Genomic DNA, 14,345 nt, shown 5'->3' with positions numbered 1-14,345 from the left:
GTGGCCGGTCCGAACAGAGCCGTCCCGCCCAGCGCGTACGGCGGATTTCCGGCTTGTCGCACTTCGATGCGATTGGGTTCTCTACGGTCGGTAGTCGTGGGTGCCGGCCAGCCGTGGAGCCGACCGGCCCGGCGTAACCGCCCGATGCGCACCGGGTTGGCCTTCGCCGGGTTCGGTGTCGCGTTGTGCTGCGTCGGGGTGGCCGGGTTGGGCGCCTGGAACCTGCAGACCGTCCGTCAGGCCGCCGGCCCGATCCGGGAGACCGCCGACGGGTTCCTCAGCGAGGTGGCCCTCGGCGACAGCGACGGTGCGTACGACCGGCTCTGTGCCGACGCGCGCAGCCGGTGGAGCGCGATCGGTTTCACCAGTTGGATGCGTACGCCGCCGATGGTCACCGACTACGAGATCACCGACGTGTCGGTGGCGACCCGCAGCGGGCGGCCGCACGGCACCGTGACCGTGAAGGTGACCCGCGATGGCGGGCTCACGGAGGAACGCCGCGTGCCAGTGGTCCGCGAAGGCGGGGACTGGCGGGTGTGCGGTGACCCCTTCTGAGCCGCCGGCCGCCGCCCCGGTACGCCCACAGTTGCTGCGACCGCGCCAGGGGGTGCAACCGACCACCTCGACGGAACTCTTCTTCGACCTGGTCTTCATCTTCACGATCACCCAGTTGTCGCACTACCTGATCGAGCACCCGGACTGGCGTGGCGCCGCGCGCACCGCGCTGTTGCTGGCGCTGGTCTGGTTCGTCTGGGTCTACACCACCTGGGTGACCAACTGGCTGCAACCGGATCAGGGGCCGGTGCGGGCGATGTTGATCGGGATGACGCTGGGCAGCCTGTTGTTGTCGGCGGCGATCCCGCAGGCGTTCACCCGGACCGGGCTGCTCTTCGCGGTGGTCTACGTGAGCGTGCAGGTGGGCCGCACCATCTTCGGATTGTGGGCGGTGCGGGGCAGCCCGTGGCTCGTCGACGGGTTTCAGCAATCGCTGCCCTGGATCGTGGGGACATCGGTGCTGGTGGTGCTCGGCGGGCTGGTCGGCGGGGCTGCCCGGGAGGTGTTGTGGGCGGCGGTGATCGTGATAGAGGTGGTCGGCCTGTCGATCGGTTACCCGCTGCCGAAGCGGGGCCGCAGCCGCCCCGAGCGGTGGATGGTGGAGGGTGGGCATCTGTCCGAGCGGTCCGCCGCGTTCGTCCTGATCGCGCTGGGTGAGTCGATTCTGGTCACCGGGAGCACCCTCACCCAGCACGTGGACCTGGTGACGTCCGGGGCGTTCCTGCTGGCGTTCGCCGGTTCGGTGGCGCTGTGGTGGGTGTACTTCGCCCGATCGGCGCCGGCCGCGACGGAGGTCATCGCCAACGCCGGCGAGCGCACCGGGGCGTTGAGCCGGGTGGCGTTCAACTACCTGCACCCGGTGATCGTCGCCGGCGTGATCGTCACCTCGGCGGGCGACGAGCGGTTGCTGCGCGAGCCCGGCGCGCCCGCCACCACGGTCGCCGCGCTGTTCACCCTCGGTGGTCCGGCGCTGTTCCTGGCCGGGCACGCCGCGTACAAGGCGCTGTTGTGGCGGATCCTGCCGACCAGCCGGATCGCGGCGGTGATGGTGCTCCTGGTTCTGATACCGGTCTGTGTGCCGCTGGGGGTGCCCGTCGCGGCGTGCGCCTCGTTGTCGTTGGCGGTGACCGTCGCCGTGATCGTGACCGACCGGTTCCGGGTGCGGCGGGCGTATCAGTCGCGGGGGCCGAATCAGTCGCGGGGGCCGAGGTCGCCGCTGCGGTAGTGCCGGCGGCAGAGCACCTGGTAGCGCACCTCGGCGGTGTCCACGGTGTCACCGATGACGACCTGCGCGCCCTCGCGGACGACCCGCCCGTCGACGACGCGGGCGTTGAGCAACCCTTCCCGGCCGCACCAGCAGAGGACCTCGACCTGGATGCGGGCCACCTCGTCGGCCAACTCGAACAGACGCTGCGCGGCGGGGAACAGCCGGGACCGGAAGTCGGTGGCCAGGCCGAACGCGAACACGTCGACGTCGTAGCTGTCGACCAGCTCAGCCATCTGCTCGACGTGCTCGACGGTGTAGAAGCACGCCTCGTCGCAGATCAGGTAGTCGACGCGTACCCCGTCGGCCCACCGGCCGCGGACGAGGGCACGCAGGTCCAGATCGTCGGTGACCTCGATGGCCTCGTGGGCCAGACCGATGCGGGTGGTGACCTGCGGGCCCATCGACCGGTCGATACGGGTGGTGACCAGCCCACGACGGCCCTGCCGGGCGTGGTTGTAGTTCATCTGCAGCGCCATCGTCGACTTGCCGCAGTCCATCGGCCCCCAGAAGAACTTCAACGCCGCGGCGTGCACCGGACGCCCGTCGAGCCCGCGCGCAGCCGCGCACCCGGCCGGAGCGTGCGGCTGGCCGGGGAACGGGTGGGCCAGGCAGGTCGGAGCGGTGGCGGCGGCGTCAGTCACGGTCGGGCAGCCTAGCCGATCGGCCGAGGCTGATCTGTCGCGCGCGGGACGCGTGCTCAGAGCACCCGGGGCGGGGTGTTGCCGGCGGCGACGATGGCACGGCGCATCGGCACGGCGGCGAGGAGCGCGAACCCGACCACGAAGAAGATCAGCAGTGAGACCAGGCCCACCCGGTAGGAGGAGGTGAGTTGGAACACCAGGCCGAAGGCGAGCGGGCCGAGCCAACTGGTGCCCTTGTCGCTGATCTCGTAGAAGCCGTAGTACTCGCCTTCCTTGCCGACCGGGATGAGCTGGCTGAACAGCGACCGGCTCAGCGCCTGACTGCCGCCGAGGACCACGCCGATGGCCGCCCCGAGGACCATGAACGGCACCGGCGCCTCGGCGGGCAGCCGGAACGCGGCGATGATCACACCGGTCCAGAGCACCAGGCTGAGCAGCACGGTCTTCCAGGCGCCGATGCGCTTGGCCAGCGCGCCCAGACTCAGCGCGCCGCCGAAGGCGAGGAACTGCACCAGCAGGATCGTGACGATCAGGGTGCTCTGCTCCAGGCGCAACTCCTCCGTGCCGTACTGGCTGGCCAGGGTGATGACGGTCTGGATGCCGTCGTTGTAGACCAGGAAGGCGAGCAGGAAGAACAACGTCAACGGGTACGCCTTGATCTCCCGCATGGTCCGGCCGAGCTGCCGGAACCCGTCGGTGACCACGTTGCCGCCGCCAGCCATCGCCGCGGCGCTGGGGTGCTCGCGCATCCAGCGCAGCGGCACCAGCGTGAACACCGCCCACCACACCCCGGCGGACACGATCGACCAGCGGGCCAGGTCCAGGGTGCGTTGCGGGTCGTCCCCCTTGTCGAGCAGGGTGATCGCGACGAGGTTGAGCCCCAGCAGCAGACCACCACCGAGATAGCCGATCGCCCAGCCGCGGCTGGAGATGCCGTCGCGTTCGTCGGGGCCACCGAGCTGCGGCAGGAACGAGTGGTAGACCACGACGGCCGCGCCGAAGGAGATGTTGGCGACCAGGAACAACGCCCCACCGAGCAGGTAGCGGTCGCCGGTGACGAAGGCCATCAGGATGGTGGCGCCGGCACCGGTGAATGCGGCCCCGCCGAGCAGCCGCTTCTTGTGCGCGGACCGGTCGGCGATCGCCCCGACCACCGGCAACACGAACACGGTGAGGAACACCGACAGCGAGATCAGGTACGGGTAGTAGGACCCGGCGGCGACCTTGATGCCCAGCGGGTACACGAAGCCGTCGCAGGTGTCCGCGCCCAGCTCGCAGCCGGCGGCCAACTCGGCGACGGTAGTCAGGAACGGGCCGAGGAACACGGTGATCACCGTGGTCTGGAACGCCGAGTTGGCCCAGTCGTAGATGTACCAGCCCCTGCGCTCGCGGCGGGTGCTCGCCGGGGGCGGGGTGTCGTCCACCGTGGGGGTCACGGTCTCGGCCATCGGGGGTCCTTCGATGCCTCAGGCGGCCCAGTGGCCGCGGCTGCGGTAGACGTCGCGCAGCACGCCGACGTGATCGGTCATGATGCCATCCACACCACGATCCAGTAAGTCGTGCATCTGGGCGGCTTCGTCGATCGTCCAGACGTGCACCTGCAGACCGAGTCGGTGGCAGTAAGCGAGGAACCGACGGTCCACCACCGGCACCCGCCCGTAGTGGGGCGGGACCTGCGCGGCGACCACCGACGGGGGCAGCCGCAGTGGACGCCCGTGCAGGGAGGCGAGCCGCAGCCGGGCGACTCCGCGCATGCCGAGACTTGTCGCGATCCGCCCTTCGGTGAGCGCGCGCATCCGGGTCAGGCGGGCGTCACTGAAGGACGCGAGCAGAACCCGGTCGCCGGCACCGGCCCGGGTCACGGTCGCGACCGTCGGCTCGACGCCGCCGTCGGCCTTCACGTCGATGTTGAAGCGGACCTGCGGCCAGGCACCCAGCACCTCGTCGAGCCGGGGTACGACGGCAGCGCCGCCGACGCGTACCGACGCGAGGTCGGCCCAGCTCAGGTCGGCGATGCGCCCCGCCTCGCCGGTGACCCGACGCAACGTCGGATCGTGGAAGATCACCGCCACGCCGTCCGCGGTGGCGTGCACGTCGGTTTCCACGTACCGGTAGCCCAGCCCGACGGCGCGGGCGAACGCCTCGGTGGTGTTCTCGTCGCCCTCGGCGGCGCCGCCACGGTGGGCGAACGCCAGCGGCGCGGGCGCGTCGAGGTAACCGAATCGGGTCAACACGCGACGCAGTATGCCCTCGGTTGGTGGCCTGCGGGTGGCCGGCCGGCGTCTGTCGCCCTCCCGCGCAGGCCAGGCGGCGGTGCCGCGTCAGCCGACCGGCGTGCCGACACCGCCGTGCTCCAAGGTGGCGCGCAGCCGTGCCAGCGTTTGACCGAGTTCCGCGATCTGGGCCGGGGCGATCGACCGGCCGATGTGCGTGGCCAGGTGTTCCTCGAAGGTGCCTTCGGCGGCCCCGACGAGCTCCGCGCCCTGCGGAGTCAACTCCAGCAGCAGTGACCGGCCGTCGGCGGGATTCGGCACCCGCCGAACCCAGGCCCGGGCCTCGAGCCGGCCCACGCCCTTGCTGGTCGCCCCGACCCCGATCGCGAAAAACTCGGCGAGATCGGCGACCCGCGAACCAGGATGGTCACGTAGGTAGAGCAGAAACTCGAACTGCGAAGCCACGATGCCGTGCTTCCGACGCAACGTCTCGTTCAAGGCGTTGTAGAGCCGCGTCTCACAGCGGACCAGGTCACTGAAGACCTGAGCGAGTGTGACGGACCCGGCACCGGAAAAAGATGCCACGGCAGGTAAGTTAGCTTCCACGGCATCTACTTTATCGCCTATGGGAGGCATCGGATATGAGCAGGCAACAGCGCGCGGCCATCGGCGCCATGCTGGGTAACGGCCCCAAGGGCTTCACGCCGGAGCCGGTCGAGACGATGCGGGAGAACTTCGCCGCGCTCATGGCGCAGTTCCCCGTTCCTCCGGTGCGGACCTCGGAGCTGACCCTCGGCGGCCGTCCGGCCGTGCTGGTCGAACCGGAGGGCGAGACCCGTCCGGGCACGATCCTCTACTTTCACGGCGGCTCGTTCGCGCTCGGATCTCCGCAGACCGCGATGGGTCTGACCGCGAGTCTGGTCACGCGGACAGGAGTGCGGGCCTTCTCCCTCGACTACCGGCTGGCCCCGGAGAACCCGTTCCCGGCCGCGATCGAGGACTGCCTCGCGGCGTATCGGTCCCTGCTCGACAGCGGCGTCGCCGCCGAGTCGATCGCGTTCGCGGGCGATTCCGCCGGTGGCGGCCTCACGGTGACCACCACCCTCGCCGCCCGAAACGCCGGGCTGCCTCTGCCGGGCGCGCTTGTCGCGTTCTCACCCGGCCTCGACCACACCCGAACGGGCGAGTCGATGGACACCAAAGAGGGCATCGACCCGTTCTTCACCCGGCAGGGCATGGCCCACACAGCGGAGTTCTACCTGCGCGGCCAGGACCCGAACCAGGAGCTCGCCGCGCCAGCCGTGCTCGCCGACCTGACCGGGTTCCCGCCGATCCTGCTGCAGGTCGGCACGAACGAGTTGCTGCTCGACGACTCGGTCCGGCTGGCGAAACGCGCCCGCGATGCCGAGGTCGACGTCATCCTCGACATCACCGCGGGCGTTCCGCACGTCTTCCAGTCCTTCATCGGCCAGCTCGACGAAGCCGACCACGCCCTGGACCGCGCCGCTTTGTTCATCACGCAGCGACTACAGACCCTCTGAGCGCCCCGCACGAAGGCTGGTTTCCTCGTCGCGAACCCGGACGCCGGCGGCGCGATCCAGCAGGGCGTGCCGACGCTCGGCGACCAGGGCGTACGCCTGCCGCGGTTGTGGCGCACCCAACATCCTTGAACCTCTTGTGGTCGCCACGGCGTTGACAGGGGATGGAAACCGACAAGGTAAAGACATGGTCGGCTGGCGCGCAGGCGCTGGCCCTGCTGACAGCGGTGCACGAGCGGAAGTGGACGACCTACCTCACCGAGCCTCGCGACCTGGCCGAGTTGGCCGCGTTCACCGAACTGCCCGCCGACCGGCTGCGGGACGTGGTGGGGGCACTGGAGGCCAACGGCATCGTTGAGCTGGCCGACCTGAAGGTGTGGCTGACTCCGGAGTACGCCGACCTGCTGTCCGATGATGCCCCGTTCTCGTTGGATGACCTGCTCGGCGAGGCGCGGATGATGAGTCGGCTGGTGGTCGACGCCCTGGAGGGCCTGCCGCCGACGACGGGGGACGCGCTGACCGTCGCCGACGCGTACGGGCTGCGGCCCACGGCGGTCGCGCAGGACGTCTTCGGCCAACTCCTGGACGTGCTGCCAGACTTCCAGGAGGCGCTGCGTGACGGTCGCTACCTGGACGTTGGCTGCGGCATCGGCGGCTTCCTGCTGTCCACCGCCCCCGTGTTCCCAGGGATGCGGGCGGTCGGCGTCGAACTCGTGCCCGAGGTGGCGGCCGAGGGGGCGCGTCGGGCCGTGGCGCTCGGCGTGTCCGACCGGGTGGACATCCGGTGCATGGACGCCCGCGATCTCGAAGAGGAGGACGAGTTCGACTCGGCGTTCTGGGCGCAACCGTTCTTCCCGGCTGCGTCCCGGCCCGAAACGCTGGCCGCGATCCGGCGCGCGCTCAAGCCGGGGGCGAAGCTGTACATGCAGGAGATGGAGAGCATGCCCGAGGACGAGGCCGAGCGGGGCGCCTTCGCGCTGCGGCGGCTGGTGTTCGCCAATTGGGGCGTGCCGTTCGCGCGGTCGGCCGAGGATCTGACCACCGAGGCCGAGGCGGCCGGCTTCGTGCTGGACCGGGTGGCGGCGACGCCGTTCGGCCGCATCGTCGTGGTCGTCCGCCCCCACTAACGAACACGCCGAAAGCGTCACCCCTGAAGGGCGTGCCGGCGTTCGGCGACCAGCAACAGCAGCACCAACACCATCGTCCCGGCGAGCGCCCCGAAGTGGTTTTCCACCGCCAGCGTCAACGGGCGTTCCGGCGATGGATACGAGGAGGTGACCGCGTAGGTGAAGATCGCCTTCCACGACCCCCAGGCGAACAGCCCTCCGGATGCGACCCACGTCAGCAGCATGGGCGTCCGGGAAACCGCGCCAGCGCTCCGGCGCGTCACCGTCCACACGCCCCAGGCGGCGATCAGGGCCCACAGCCCGCTGTTGCCGGTCAGGATGTGCCACTGGGCATCACGATGGTCGAGGGATGCCGGATCGAGCCCGAAGGTGCCGCCCAGCGCCCAGTACAGCTGCGGCAGGCCAAGCGCGACGCTGACGGCCGCCGCGAGGTTCGCCACGGTGCGTTCCACCGCCCCGGTCGTGCTGACCGCAGCCGGGTCCGTGGGTGTCCGGCCGGTGAAGGCGTGCGGCCAGCGCTGCCAGACGTAGAGGGGAACCGCGACCGCCACCCCGAGGCCGAACCCGGCGAAGGACACCGACACGAGCGCGATCTCCCACGCGGGCACGACCACGTCGGCTGCGGTGTCACCGCCACCGGCCGTCAGTAGCAGCACCGGCAGGATCGGGATCATCGGTACGAGAAACCCGGTGCCGAGCCACGCCGGGAGGAGGATCAGCCAGCCGGGAATCCGCAGGCCCCACCGTTGCCCCAATGCCAGGCCGAGCAGGATGGCGGCTCCGGCCATGACGACGGTCAGGCCGTTGAGCGCCGTCCAGTCCAGCTTGCTCCAGGCGCCGTCGTGCGGTCCGCCGCCGCGCAGACCGTCCACCGTCCAGATGACCTTGACGACGAAGTAGGGCACCATGGCGAGAGCGGCTCCGTACCCGGCGACGCGCCTTGTCTTCGTCCACCCCGGTCCTGCAACGTTGGATCTCGCTTGTGAGCCCGCACGGACGGTCATTCCTCGATCATCGACGGACCGTGAACGCCAGGGTTCCCACGACCGCGTGAGGTGCCTCCCGTGCGTGGGGGAGAAGGTGGCGGCCTCAGCCTGAGTGGCGGCGGTGCGCCCGGCTGAGGTCGGTCGGGCGGCCGGGGTCGACGTGCCGGGGCAGGTCGGGTTCGTCGGGGCGCAGCGGGGCGAGGGTGTCGGTGAGCGCGTCGATGATCCGGTCGGTGGCCCAGCGGGCGGCGCCGGGGTTGTCGGCGGTCGCCTCGCCCAGGTCGACGGGCGCGCCGAAGTGCACCCGGATCACCGGGCGGCGCCACAGCGAGTGGGCGATGCCGCGCAGCATTCCCCGGGGCGTCTGGTAGGGCAGCACCTCGTGCGAGCCCCACTGGGCGATCGGGACGACCGGAGCGCCGCAGGCCAGAGCGAGCCGGGCGGCGCCGGTCTTGCCGCGTTCGGGCCACATGCCGGGGTCCAGGCCGATGCGTCCCTCGGGATAGATGAGGATCACCGACCCCTCGGCGACGGCGACGGCGGCATCGTCGAGGGCTCGGTGGACGGCGCTGGTGCCCCGGTCGACCCGGATGTGCCCGGCGTGGCGCATGGCGGCGCCGAACACCGGTACGCGGAACAGCCCGGCGGTCGCCATGATCCGGGGGGCGATGCCGCGGGTCTGGCAGGCGGCGGCCATCACCAGGGGGTCGAACGGGCTGATGTGGTTGGCGGCCAGCACCAACGGGCCGCGGCGCAGGTGCGCGGGAACGTCGCCGGTGACCTCGAGTCGGGCCAGCAGGCCGACCAGGCCCCGAATCAGCAGGAGGGCGGCGCGCCAGATCAGCGGCGGTTGCCAGTGCGTGGTGTCCATCAGCGCGACATCGTCGCACGTGGCGGCGGGGTCGCGAGGGCGGGTCGGGGGACCGGGGTGATCAGGGTCATTCGTCCCGGGCGGGTTCCGACTGTCCCGGCCTCTACGACGAGCAGTAGTATTTACTACGTCTCGTAGTACGAATGGCTGGGGGTTCGAGTGGACGCGTTGGACGTTGCCCGCTGGCAGTTCGGTGTCACCACCGTCTATCACTTTCTCTTCGTACCGCTGACCATCGGGCTGTCCGTGCTGGTGGCGATCCTGCAGACGATGTGGCACCGCACCGGCAACGAGCGCTACCTCAAGTTGACCAAGTTCTACGGCAAGCTCTTCCTGATCAACTTCGCCATGGGCGTGGTCACCGGAATCGTGCAGGAGTTCCAGTTCGGCATGAACTGGAGCGACTACTCCCGCTTCGTCGGCGACATCTTCGGCGCCCCGCTCGCCATCGAGGCCCTGGTCGCGTTCTTCCTCGAATCCACCTTCATCGGCCTGTGGATCTTCGGCTGGGACCGGTTGCCCAAACGGGCGCACCTGGCCAGCATCTGGGCCGCCGCGATCGGCACCAACCTCAGCGCGTACTTCATCCTCGCCGCGAACTCGTTCATGCAGAACCCGGTCGGCTTCCGGATCAACCCGGACAGCGGGCGCGCCGAACTGACCGACTTCCCGGCCGTGCTGACCAACAAGGTCGCCCTGATCACCTTCCCGCACACCCTGGCCGGCTCCTTCCTGGTCGCCGGATCGGTGATCGTCGCCGTCGGGCTCTGGCACGTCATCCGCAACCGCGACTCCGCCGACACCGGCGCCTACCGCTTCGCCACGAAGTTCGGCTCCTGGGTGGTCCTGGTCGCCTCCGCCGCCGTGCTGTTCACCGGCGACATCCAGGGCAAGATCATGACGGACGTGCAGCCGATGAAGATGGCCGCCGCCGAGGGTCTCTACACCACCGAGAGCCCCGCCTCGTTCTCCGTGCTCACCATCGGCAGCCTCGACGGCAGCCGCGAGGTGTTCGCGCTCAAGATCCCGTACCTGCTGTCGTTCCTGGGCACCGGCGACCCGCACGGCACCGTACGCGGCATCGACGACCTGCAGGCCCAGTACGCCACCCAGTACGGGGCGGGCAGCTACACCCCGATCATCCCGGTCACCTACTGGAGCTTCCGCTTCATGATCACCTTCGGGTTGGCTGCCGGCGCGATCGCCCTGCTGGTGCTCTGGAGCCAGCGCAAGGGCCGCACCCCGACCAGCAAGTGGCTGCTGCGCGCCGGGCTGGTCATGCCGGTGCTGCCGTTGCTGGCCAACTCCTTCGGCTGGATCTTCACCGAGATGGGCCGCCAGCCGTGGATCGTCTTCGGCGAGATGCTCACCCGCAACGGCGTGTCCCGCAGCGTCTCGCTGGCCGAGGTGCTCACCTCGTTCACCGCCTTCACGTTGATCTACGCCACCCTCGCCGTGATCGAGGTCAAGCTGCTGCTGCGCTACGCCAAGGCCGGCGTGCCGGACGTCACCGAACATCCCCCCGCCGACGACACCGACGAGTCCGAGCGCCCGCTCGCCTTCGCCTACTGATCCCGGAGCCCATCGTGGAACTGACCACCATCTGGTTTCTCCTCGTCGCCGTGCTGTTCACCGGGTACTTCATCCTGGAGGGCTTCGACTTCGGCGTCGGCATGCTGCTGCCCGTACTCGGCCGCGACGACCGGGAACGCCGCGTCCTGATCAACACCATCGGCCCGGTCTGGGACGGCAACGAGGTCTGGCTGATCACCGCCGGCGGCGCCATGTTCGCCTCGTTTCCCGAGTGGTACGCCACTCTGTTCTCCGGCTTCTACCTGCCGCTCCTGCTGATCCTGCTGGCCCTGATCGCCCGAGGTGTGGCCTTCGAATACCGACACAAGCGCCCCGAGGCGTCCTGGAAGCGCCGCTGGGACGCGGCCATCGTGGTCGGCTCGCTGGTGCCGGCGATCCTGTGGGGCGTCACCTTCGCCAACATCCTGCGCGGTGTGCCACTGAACGCCGAGCACGACTACGTCGGTGGCCTGTTCAACCTGCTCAACCCGTACGCCCTGCTGGGCGGGGCGACCACCCTCGCCCTGTTCCTCACCCACGGCGCGGTGTTCATCGCCCTGAAGACCACCGGCGACATCCGTGAGCGCGCGGGTGCCCTCGCGGTGCGCCTGGGTGTCGGCGCCACCGTGCTCGCGGCCGGGTTTCTGACCTGGACGTTGACCATCCGTTCCAGCGCGGCGGCCGTCGTGCTCGCCGTCGGCGCGGTCCTCGCCCTGCTCGGTGGGCTCGCCGCCGCCCGGGTACGCCGCGAGGGCTGGGCGTTCACCGGCACTGCCGTGGCGATCGGCCTGGCCGTGGCCACCCTGTTCGCGGCGCTGTTCCCGAACGTGCTGCCGTCCACCCTGGACGCGGCCGGCACGCTGACGGCCAGCAACGCCGCCTCCACCCCCTACACCCTGAAGATCATGACCTGGGTGGCGGTGATCTTCACTCCGGTGGTGCTGGGCTACCAGGCCTGGACGTACTGGGTGTTCCGCAAGCGCATCGGCGTGGCCAACATCCCGCAACACTGAGCGGCGGGTGGCCGGCCCCCCGGCCCCAGATCGACTCCACGTCGCCGACGTTGCGGTATCCGCGCCACGGGAAACCGCAACGTCGCCGACATGGAGTCGATCGTGCCCCGCGCTCCCGCTAGCCTGTGCCGATGCCCGCTCCCGTGCACGTACGTGAACTCACCGCCGACGACCTCGACGCCGCCTGGGAGTTGGGCCGGTTCGCGTTCGGTTCCGACCCGCAGCGCCCCTCGCACGCCTCCGCCGTGGTGCCCGGCCTGACCCGCTACGGCGCGTTCGACGACGCCGGTCGGCTCGTCGGCAAGGCGGTCGACCTGCACCACGACCAGTGGTGGTCGGGACGGGCGGTGCCCTGCGCCGACGTCGGCGGCGTGGCGGTCGCCCCTGAGGCCCGTGGCCGGGGCGTGGCCCGGGCCATGTTGACCGCCCTGTTGCGCGGCGCCCACGAGCGCGGCGCGGCGATCAGCGCGCTCTACCCGACCGTCGCCGCCCCCTACCGCGCCTGCGGGTGGGAGGCCGCTGGGGTGCTGCGCACCGTCGACCTGGCCACCGCGTTGCTGCCCCGGCACCGGCCCGCCCCACATCTCAGCGTTCGTGCCGGCACACCAGCCGACCTACCCGCCGTCGCGGCCCTGTACGAGCGGGTCAGTCGGCACCGCAACGGGATGCTGACCCGCCGGGGCGAACTGTTCGACTTCTTCGCCGCCGACAAGGGCCTGCCCGGCGACGGGCTCACCCTCGTCGAGGCCGCCGGCGACCTGGTTGGTTACGCCACCTGGCAGCGGGGCCGTGGCTACGGCGCCGACTCTGTGCTCACCGTCGACGAGGCCCTGGCCACCACCGCCGACGCCGCCCGGGAGCTCGTCGGGGTGCTCGGCAGTTGGGCCAGCGTCGCACCGACCCTGCGGTTGTGCCCGCTCGACGGTGACGCCGTGAGCACCATCCTGCCGCTGGAGTCGGCCCGCGACCACGAACGGACCCTGTGGATGCACCGACCGGTCGACGTGACCCGGGCGGTGAGCGGGCGCGGTTGGCCCGCCCACGCCCGTGGTGCGGTCGACTTCAGCCTCGCCGATCCGCTCGCTGAGTGGAACACCGGCACCTGGCGGTTGACCGTCGCGGACGGTGCCGCCGAGCTGAGCCGGATCAGCGGCGAGGCGCATTTTCGGTTGGACGTCCGCGGCTTCGCCCTGCTCTACGCCGGGGCGGCGCAGGCCCGGTCGGTCGCGCAGGCCGGGTTGCTGCACCACGCTGCCGGTGTCGACCCGTGCTCCCTCGACCTTCTGGGTGCCGGCGGGCCGGCGCAGCTGCTCGACTACTTCTGACCGACGGCGGGCGGAGCGCGGTTGATCGACACCAGGTCGGCGACATCGCGGCATCACACCCGCCCCGATACCCCCACATCGTCGACCTGGAGTGGATCAACCGCCTCGACACACTCGGCCCCACCGCCGACCCCCACCGCCGACCCCCACTCCCGCGTGCCCGGTCGCGCGCCGGTAGCACTGCGGTCACCCGGCCGCTCGCGAGGTCGACTGGCCGGTGGCGGTGGCGGTGGCCCGGTCAGGCCGGAAGCGCCGCCAGTTCAGCGTTCGCCCGCTGGGTGACGAGGGTGAGCACTTGGGCGACCACCCTCGCCTCGTCGGTCGGGATGTCCCCGTACAGCCGGGTGGTGGTGTCCGCGATGGTGGCCCCGACGCGGCGCTGCGTGGCGTGACCGGCGTCGGTGAGCCGCAGCTGCGGCTCGGGAACGCCGTCGTCGACCCGCGCGAGGTCGGCGTCGACGAGGTGGGCGATCACCTCGCGCACCGCCTGCTCATCGGTCTTCAGGGTGCTGGTGATCCGGTGGACGAGCCGAGCCGGGTCGACGGCACCGTCGGCGAGGACGTTGAGCGCGAGAACATGCCCGAAGCTGAGCCCGAGGGGGGCGACGGCACGTTCGAGCAGGGCCCGGGTGGCGTAGTGGGCCTGGCCGATGACCTGGCCGTTGAGGGTGGGAGTGGTGGACATGACGCCTCCTTCAAAACGTTGGCTTGACCAACGTTGGTGAAGCCAACGTAACATGAGATCGTGGGTAGCACCAACGATTACTGTTAGGCTGCCGCCATGGAGTCCACCGCCCCGCAGTCACCCGGCGGGTTACGCACCACCCCGAGCTGGCTGCTCAACCAGGCCGCCAGTTACGCCGGCCGCCTCATCGGCGAGGGCTTCGCCGCTCATGACCTACGCGGCTACCACTACCGGCTGCTCGCCTCGCTCGCCGAGGACGGGCCCGCCAGCCAGGCCGACCTCGGCCGCCGCTGCGGCATCGACCGCAGCGACGTCGTCGCGGCCATCAACGACCTGGCCGGCCGAGGGCTCGTGGTGCGCGCCCCCGACCCGGCCGATCGCCGCCGCAACATTGTCAGCAGCACCGACGCCGGCGCCGACGCGGCCCGCCGGATGGGCGAAACCGTCGACCGAGTCCAGGACGACCTGCTCGCACCACTGTCCACCACCGAACGTGCGCAGCTGACGCGACTGCTCACCCGACTGCTGGAGCACCACAGCCGCCACTGACCC

The 14,345-nt window shown here is 70.6% G+C and carries 16 protein-coding genes; 8 read left to right on the top strand and 8 right to left on the bottom strand.

The window, feature by feature from the left end; all coding sequences use genetic code 11:
• Positions 1–96 precede the first annotated feature (96 nt).
• Both ACLQ28_RS20885 and ACLQ28_RS20880 read left to right on the top strand, forming a co-directional pair.
• Entirely contained in the window at positions 97–555 is a 459-nt protein-coding gene (locus ACLQ28_RS20885; RefSeq protein WP_425687952.1) for a hypothetical protein, read from the top strand.
• Positions 542–1,780: a low temperature requirement protein A gene (locus ACLQ28_RS20880; RefSeq protein ID WP_425687951.1), complete on the top strand. Its 1,239-nt coding sequence runs from the start codon at positions 542–544 to the stop codon at positions 1,778–1,780. The genes ACLQ28_RS20885 and ACLQ28_RS20880 overlap by 14 nt, the downstream gene beginning before the upstream one ends.
• Here the strand turns inward: ACLQ28_RS20880 and ACLQ28_RS20875 are convergent.
• From ACLQ28_RS20875 to ACLQ28_RS20860, 4 genes are all read right to left on the bottom strand, one after another.
• On the bottom strand, positions 1,747–2,463 hold the full coding sequence (locus ACLQ28_RS20875; protein WP_425687950.1) for a thymidine kinase: 717 nt from the start codon (positions 2,461–2,463) through the stop codon (positions 1,747–1,749). The genes ACLQ28_RS20880 and ACLQ28_RS20875 overlap by 34 nt on opposite strands.
• Before the next feature lie 56 nt (positions 2,464–2,519).
• Entirely contained in the window at positions 2,520–3,911 is a 1,392-nt protein-coding gene (locus ACLQ28_RS20870; RefSeq protein WP_425687949.1) for an MFS transporter, read from the bottom strand.
• An 18-nt stretch (positions 3,912–3,929) separates the two neighbouring features.
• Positions 3,930–4,697: a glycerophosphodiester phosphodiesterase gene (locus tag ACLQ28_RS20865; protein WP_425687948.1), complete on the bottom strand. Its 768-nt coding sequence runs from the start codon at positions 4,695–4,697 to the stop codon at positions 3,930–3,932.
• 87 nt (positions 4,698–4,784) lie between these two features.
• Positions 4,785–5,261 (bottom strand): MarR family winged helix-turn-helix transcriptional regulator, encoded by a 477-nt coding sequence (locus tag ACLQ28_RS20860; protein ID WP_425687947.1) that lies wholly within the window; start codon positions 5,259–5,261, stop codon positions 4,785–4,787.
• Positions 5,262–5,317: 56 nt separating this feature from the next.
• Between ACLQ28_RS20860 and ACLQ28_RS20855 the strand changes: the two genes are divergently transcribed.
• A complete protein-coding gene (locus ACLQ28_RS20855; RefSeq protein ID WP_425687946.1) occupies positions 5,318–6,217 on the top strand; it encodes an alpha/beta hydrolase in 900 nt (299 codons plus the stop codon).
• Here ACLQ28_RS20855 and ACLQ28_RS20850 read toward each other — a convergent pair.
• Positions 6,203–6,340, bottom strand: coding sequence for a hypothetical protein (locus ACLQ28_RS20850; protein ID WP_425687945.1), 138 nt, complete (start codon positions 6,338–6,340; stop codon positions 6,203–6,205). The genes ACLQ28_RS20855 and ACLQ28_RS20850 overlap by 15 nt on opposite strands.
• Before the next feature lie 38 nt (positions 6,341–6,378).
• Here ACLQ28_RS20850 and ACLQ28_RS20845 point away from each other — a divergent pair, with 38 nt between their 5' ends.
• Positions 6,379–7,341, top strand: coding sequence for an SAM-dependent methyltransferase (locus tag ACLQ28_RS20845; protein ID WP_425687944.1), 963 nt, complete (start codon positions 6,379–6,381; stop codon positions 7,339–7,341).
• A 17-nt stretch (positions 7,342–7,358) separates the two neighbouring features.
• On the opposite strand, the gene ACLQ28_RS20840 is transcribed toward ACLQ28_RS20845, so the two are convergent.
• Both ACLQ28_RS20840 and ACLQ28_RS20835 read right to left on the bottom strand, forming a co-directional pair.
• Entirely contained in the window at positions 7,359–8,249 is an 891-nt protein-coding gene (locus ACLQ28_RS20840) for a hypothetical protein (protein WP_425687943.1), read from the bottom strand.
• Between the two features lie 181 nt (positions 8,250–8,430).
• Entirely contained in the window at positions 8,431–9,198 is a 768-nt protein-coding gene (locus ACLQ28_RS20835) for a lysophospholipid acyltransferase family protein (RefSeq protein ID WP_425687942.1), read from the bottom strand.
• Positions 9,199–9,357: 159 nt separating this feature from the next.
• Here ACLQ28_RS20835 and ACLQ28_RS20830 point away from each other — a divergent pair, with 159 nt between their 5' ends.
• The 3 genes from ACLQ28_RS20830 to ACLQ28_RS20820 all read left to right on the top strand — a co-directional run bounded on the left by ACLQ28_RS20830 (position 9,358) and on the right by ACLQ28_RS20820 (position 13,108).
• On the top strand, positions 9,358–10,770 hold the full coding sequence (locus ACLQ28_RS20830; protein WP_425687941.1) for a cytochrome ubiquinol oxidase subunit I: 1,413 nt from the start codon (positions 9,358–9,360) through the stop codon (positions 10,768–10,770).
• 14 nt (positions 10,771–10,784) lie between these two features.
• The gene (gene cydB / locus ACLQ28_RS20825; protein ID WP_425687940.1) at positions 10,785–11,783 is read left to right on the top strand and encodes a cytochrome d ubiquinol oxidase subunit II; all 999 of its coding nucleotides are present in this window, start codon (positions 10,785–10,787) and stop codon (positions 11,781–11,783) included.
• Positions 11,784–11,914: 131 nt separating this feature from the next.
• Entirely contained in the window at positions 11,915–13,108 is a 1,194-nt protein-coding gene (locus ACLQ28_RS20820; RefSeq protein ID WP_425687939.1) for a GNAT family N-acetyltransferase, read from the top strand.
• Between the two features lie 238 nt (positions 13,109–13,346).
• Here the strand turns inward: ACLQ28_RS20820 and ACLQ28_RS20815 are convergent, their stop codons facing one another.
• Positions 13,347–13,793, bottom strand: a complete 447-nt coding sequence (locus ACLQ28_RS20815; protein WP_425687938.1) for a hypothetical protein — start codon at positions 13,791–13,793, stop codon at positions 13,347–13,349.
• A 96-nt stretch (positions 13,794–13,889) separates the two neighbouring features.
• Between ACLQ28_RS20815 and ACLQ28_RS20810 the strand changes: the two genes are divergently transcribed.
• The gene (locus tag ACLQ28_RS20810) at positions 13,890–14,342 is read left to right on the top strand and encodes a MarR family winged helix-turn-helix transcriptional regulator (RefSeq protein ID WP_425687937.1); all 453 of its coding nucleotides are present in this window, start codon (positions 13,890–13,892) and stop codon (positions 14,340–14,342) included.
• Positions 14,343–14,345: the final 3 nt, after the last annotated feature.

Origin of the sequence: Micromonospora sp. DT201 (assembly GCF_049841575.1) — a bacterium.
GTDB lineage: Bacteria > Actinomycetota > Actinomycetes > Mycobacteriales > Micromonosporaceae > Micromonospora.
This window is presented reverse-complemented; position numbering and strand designations above follow the sequence as displayed.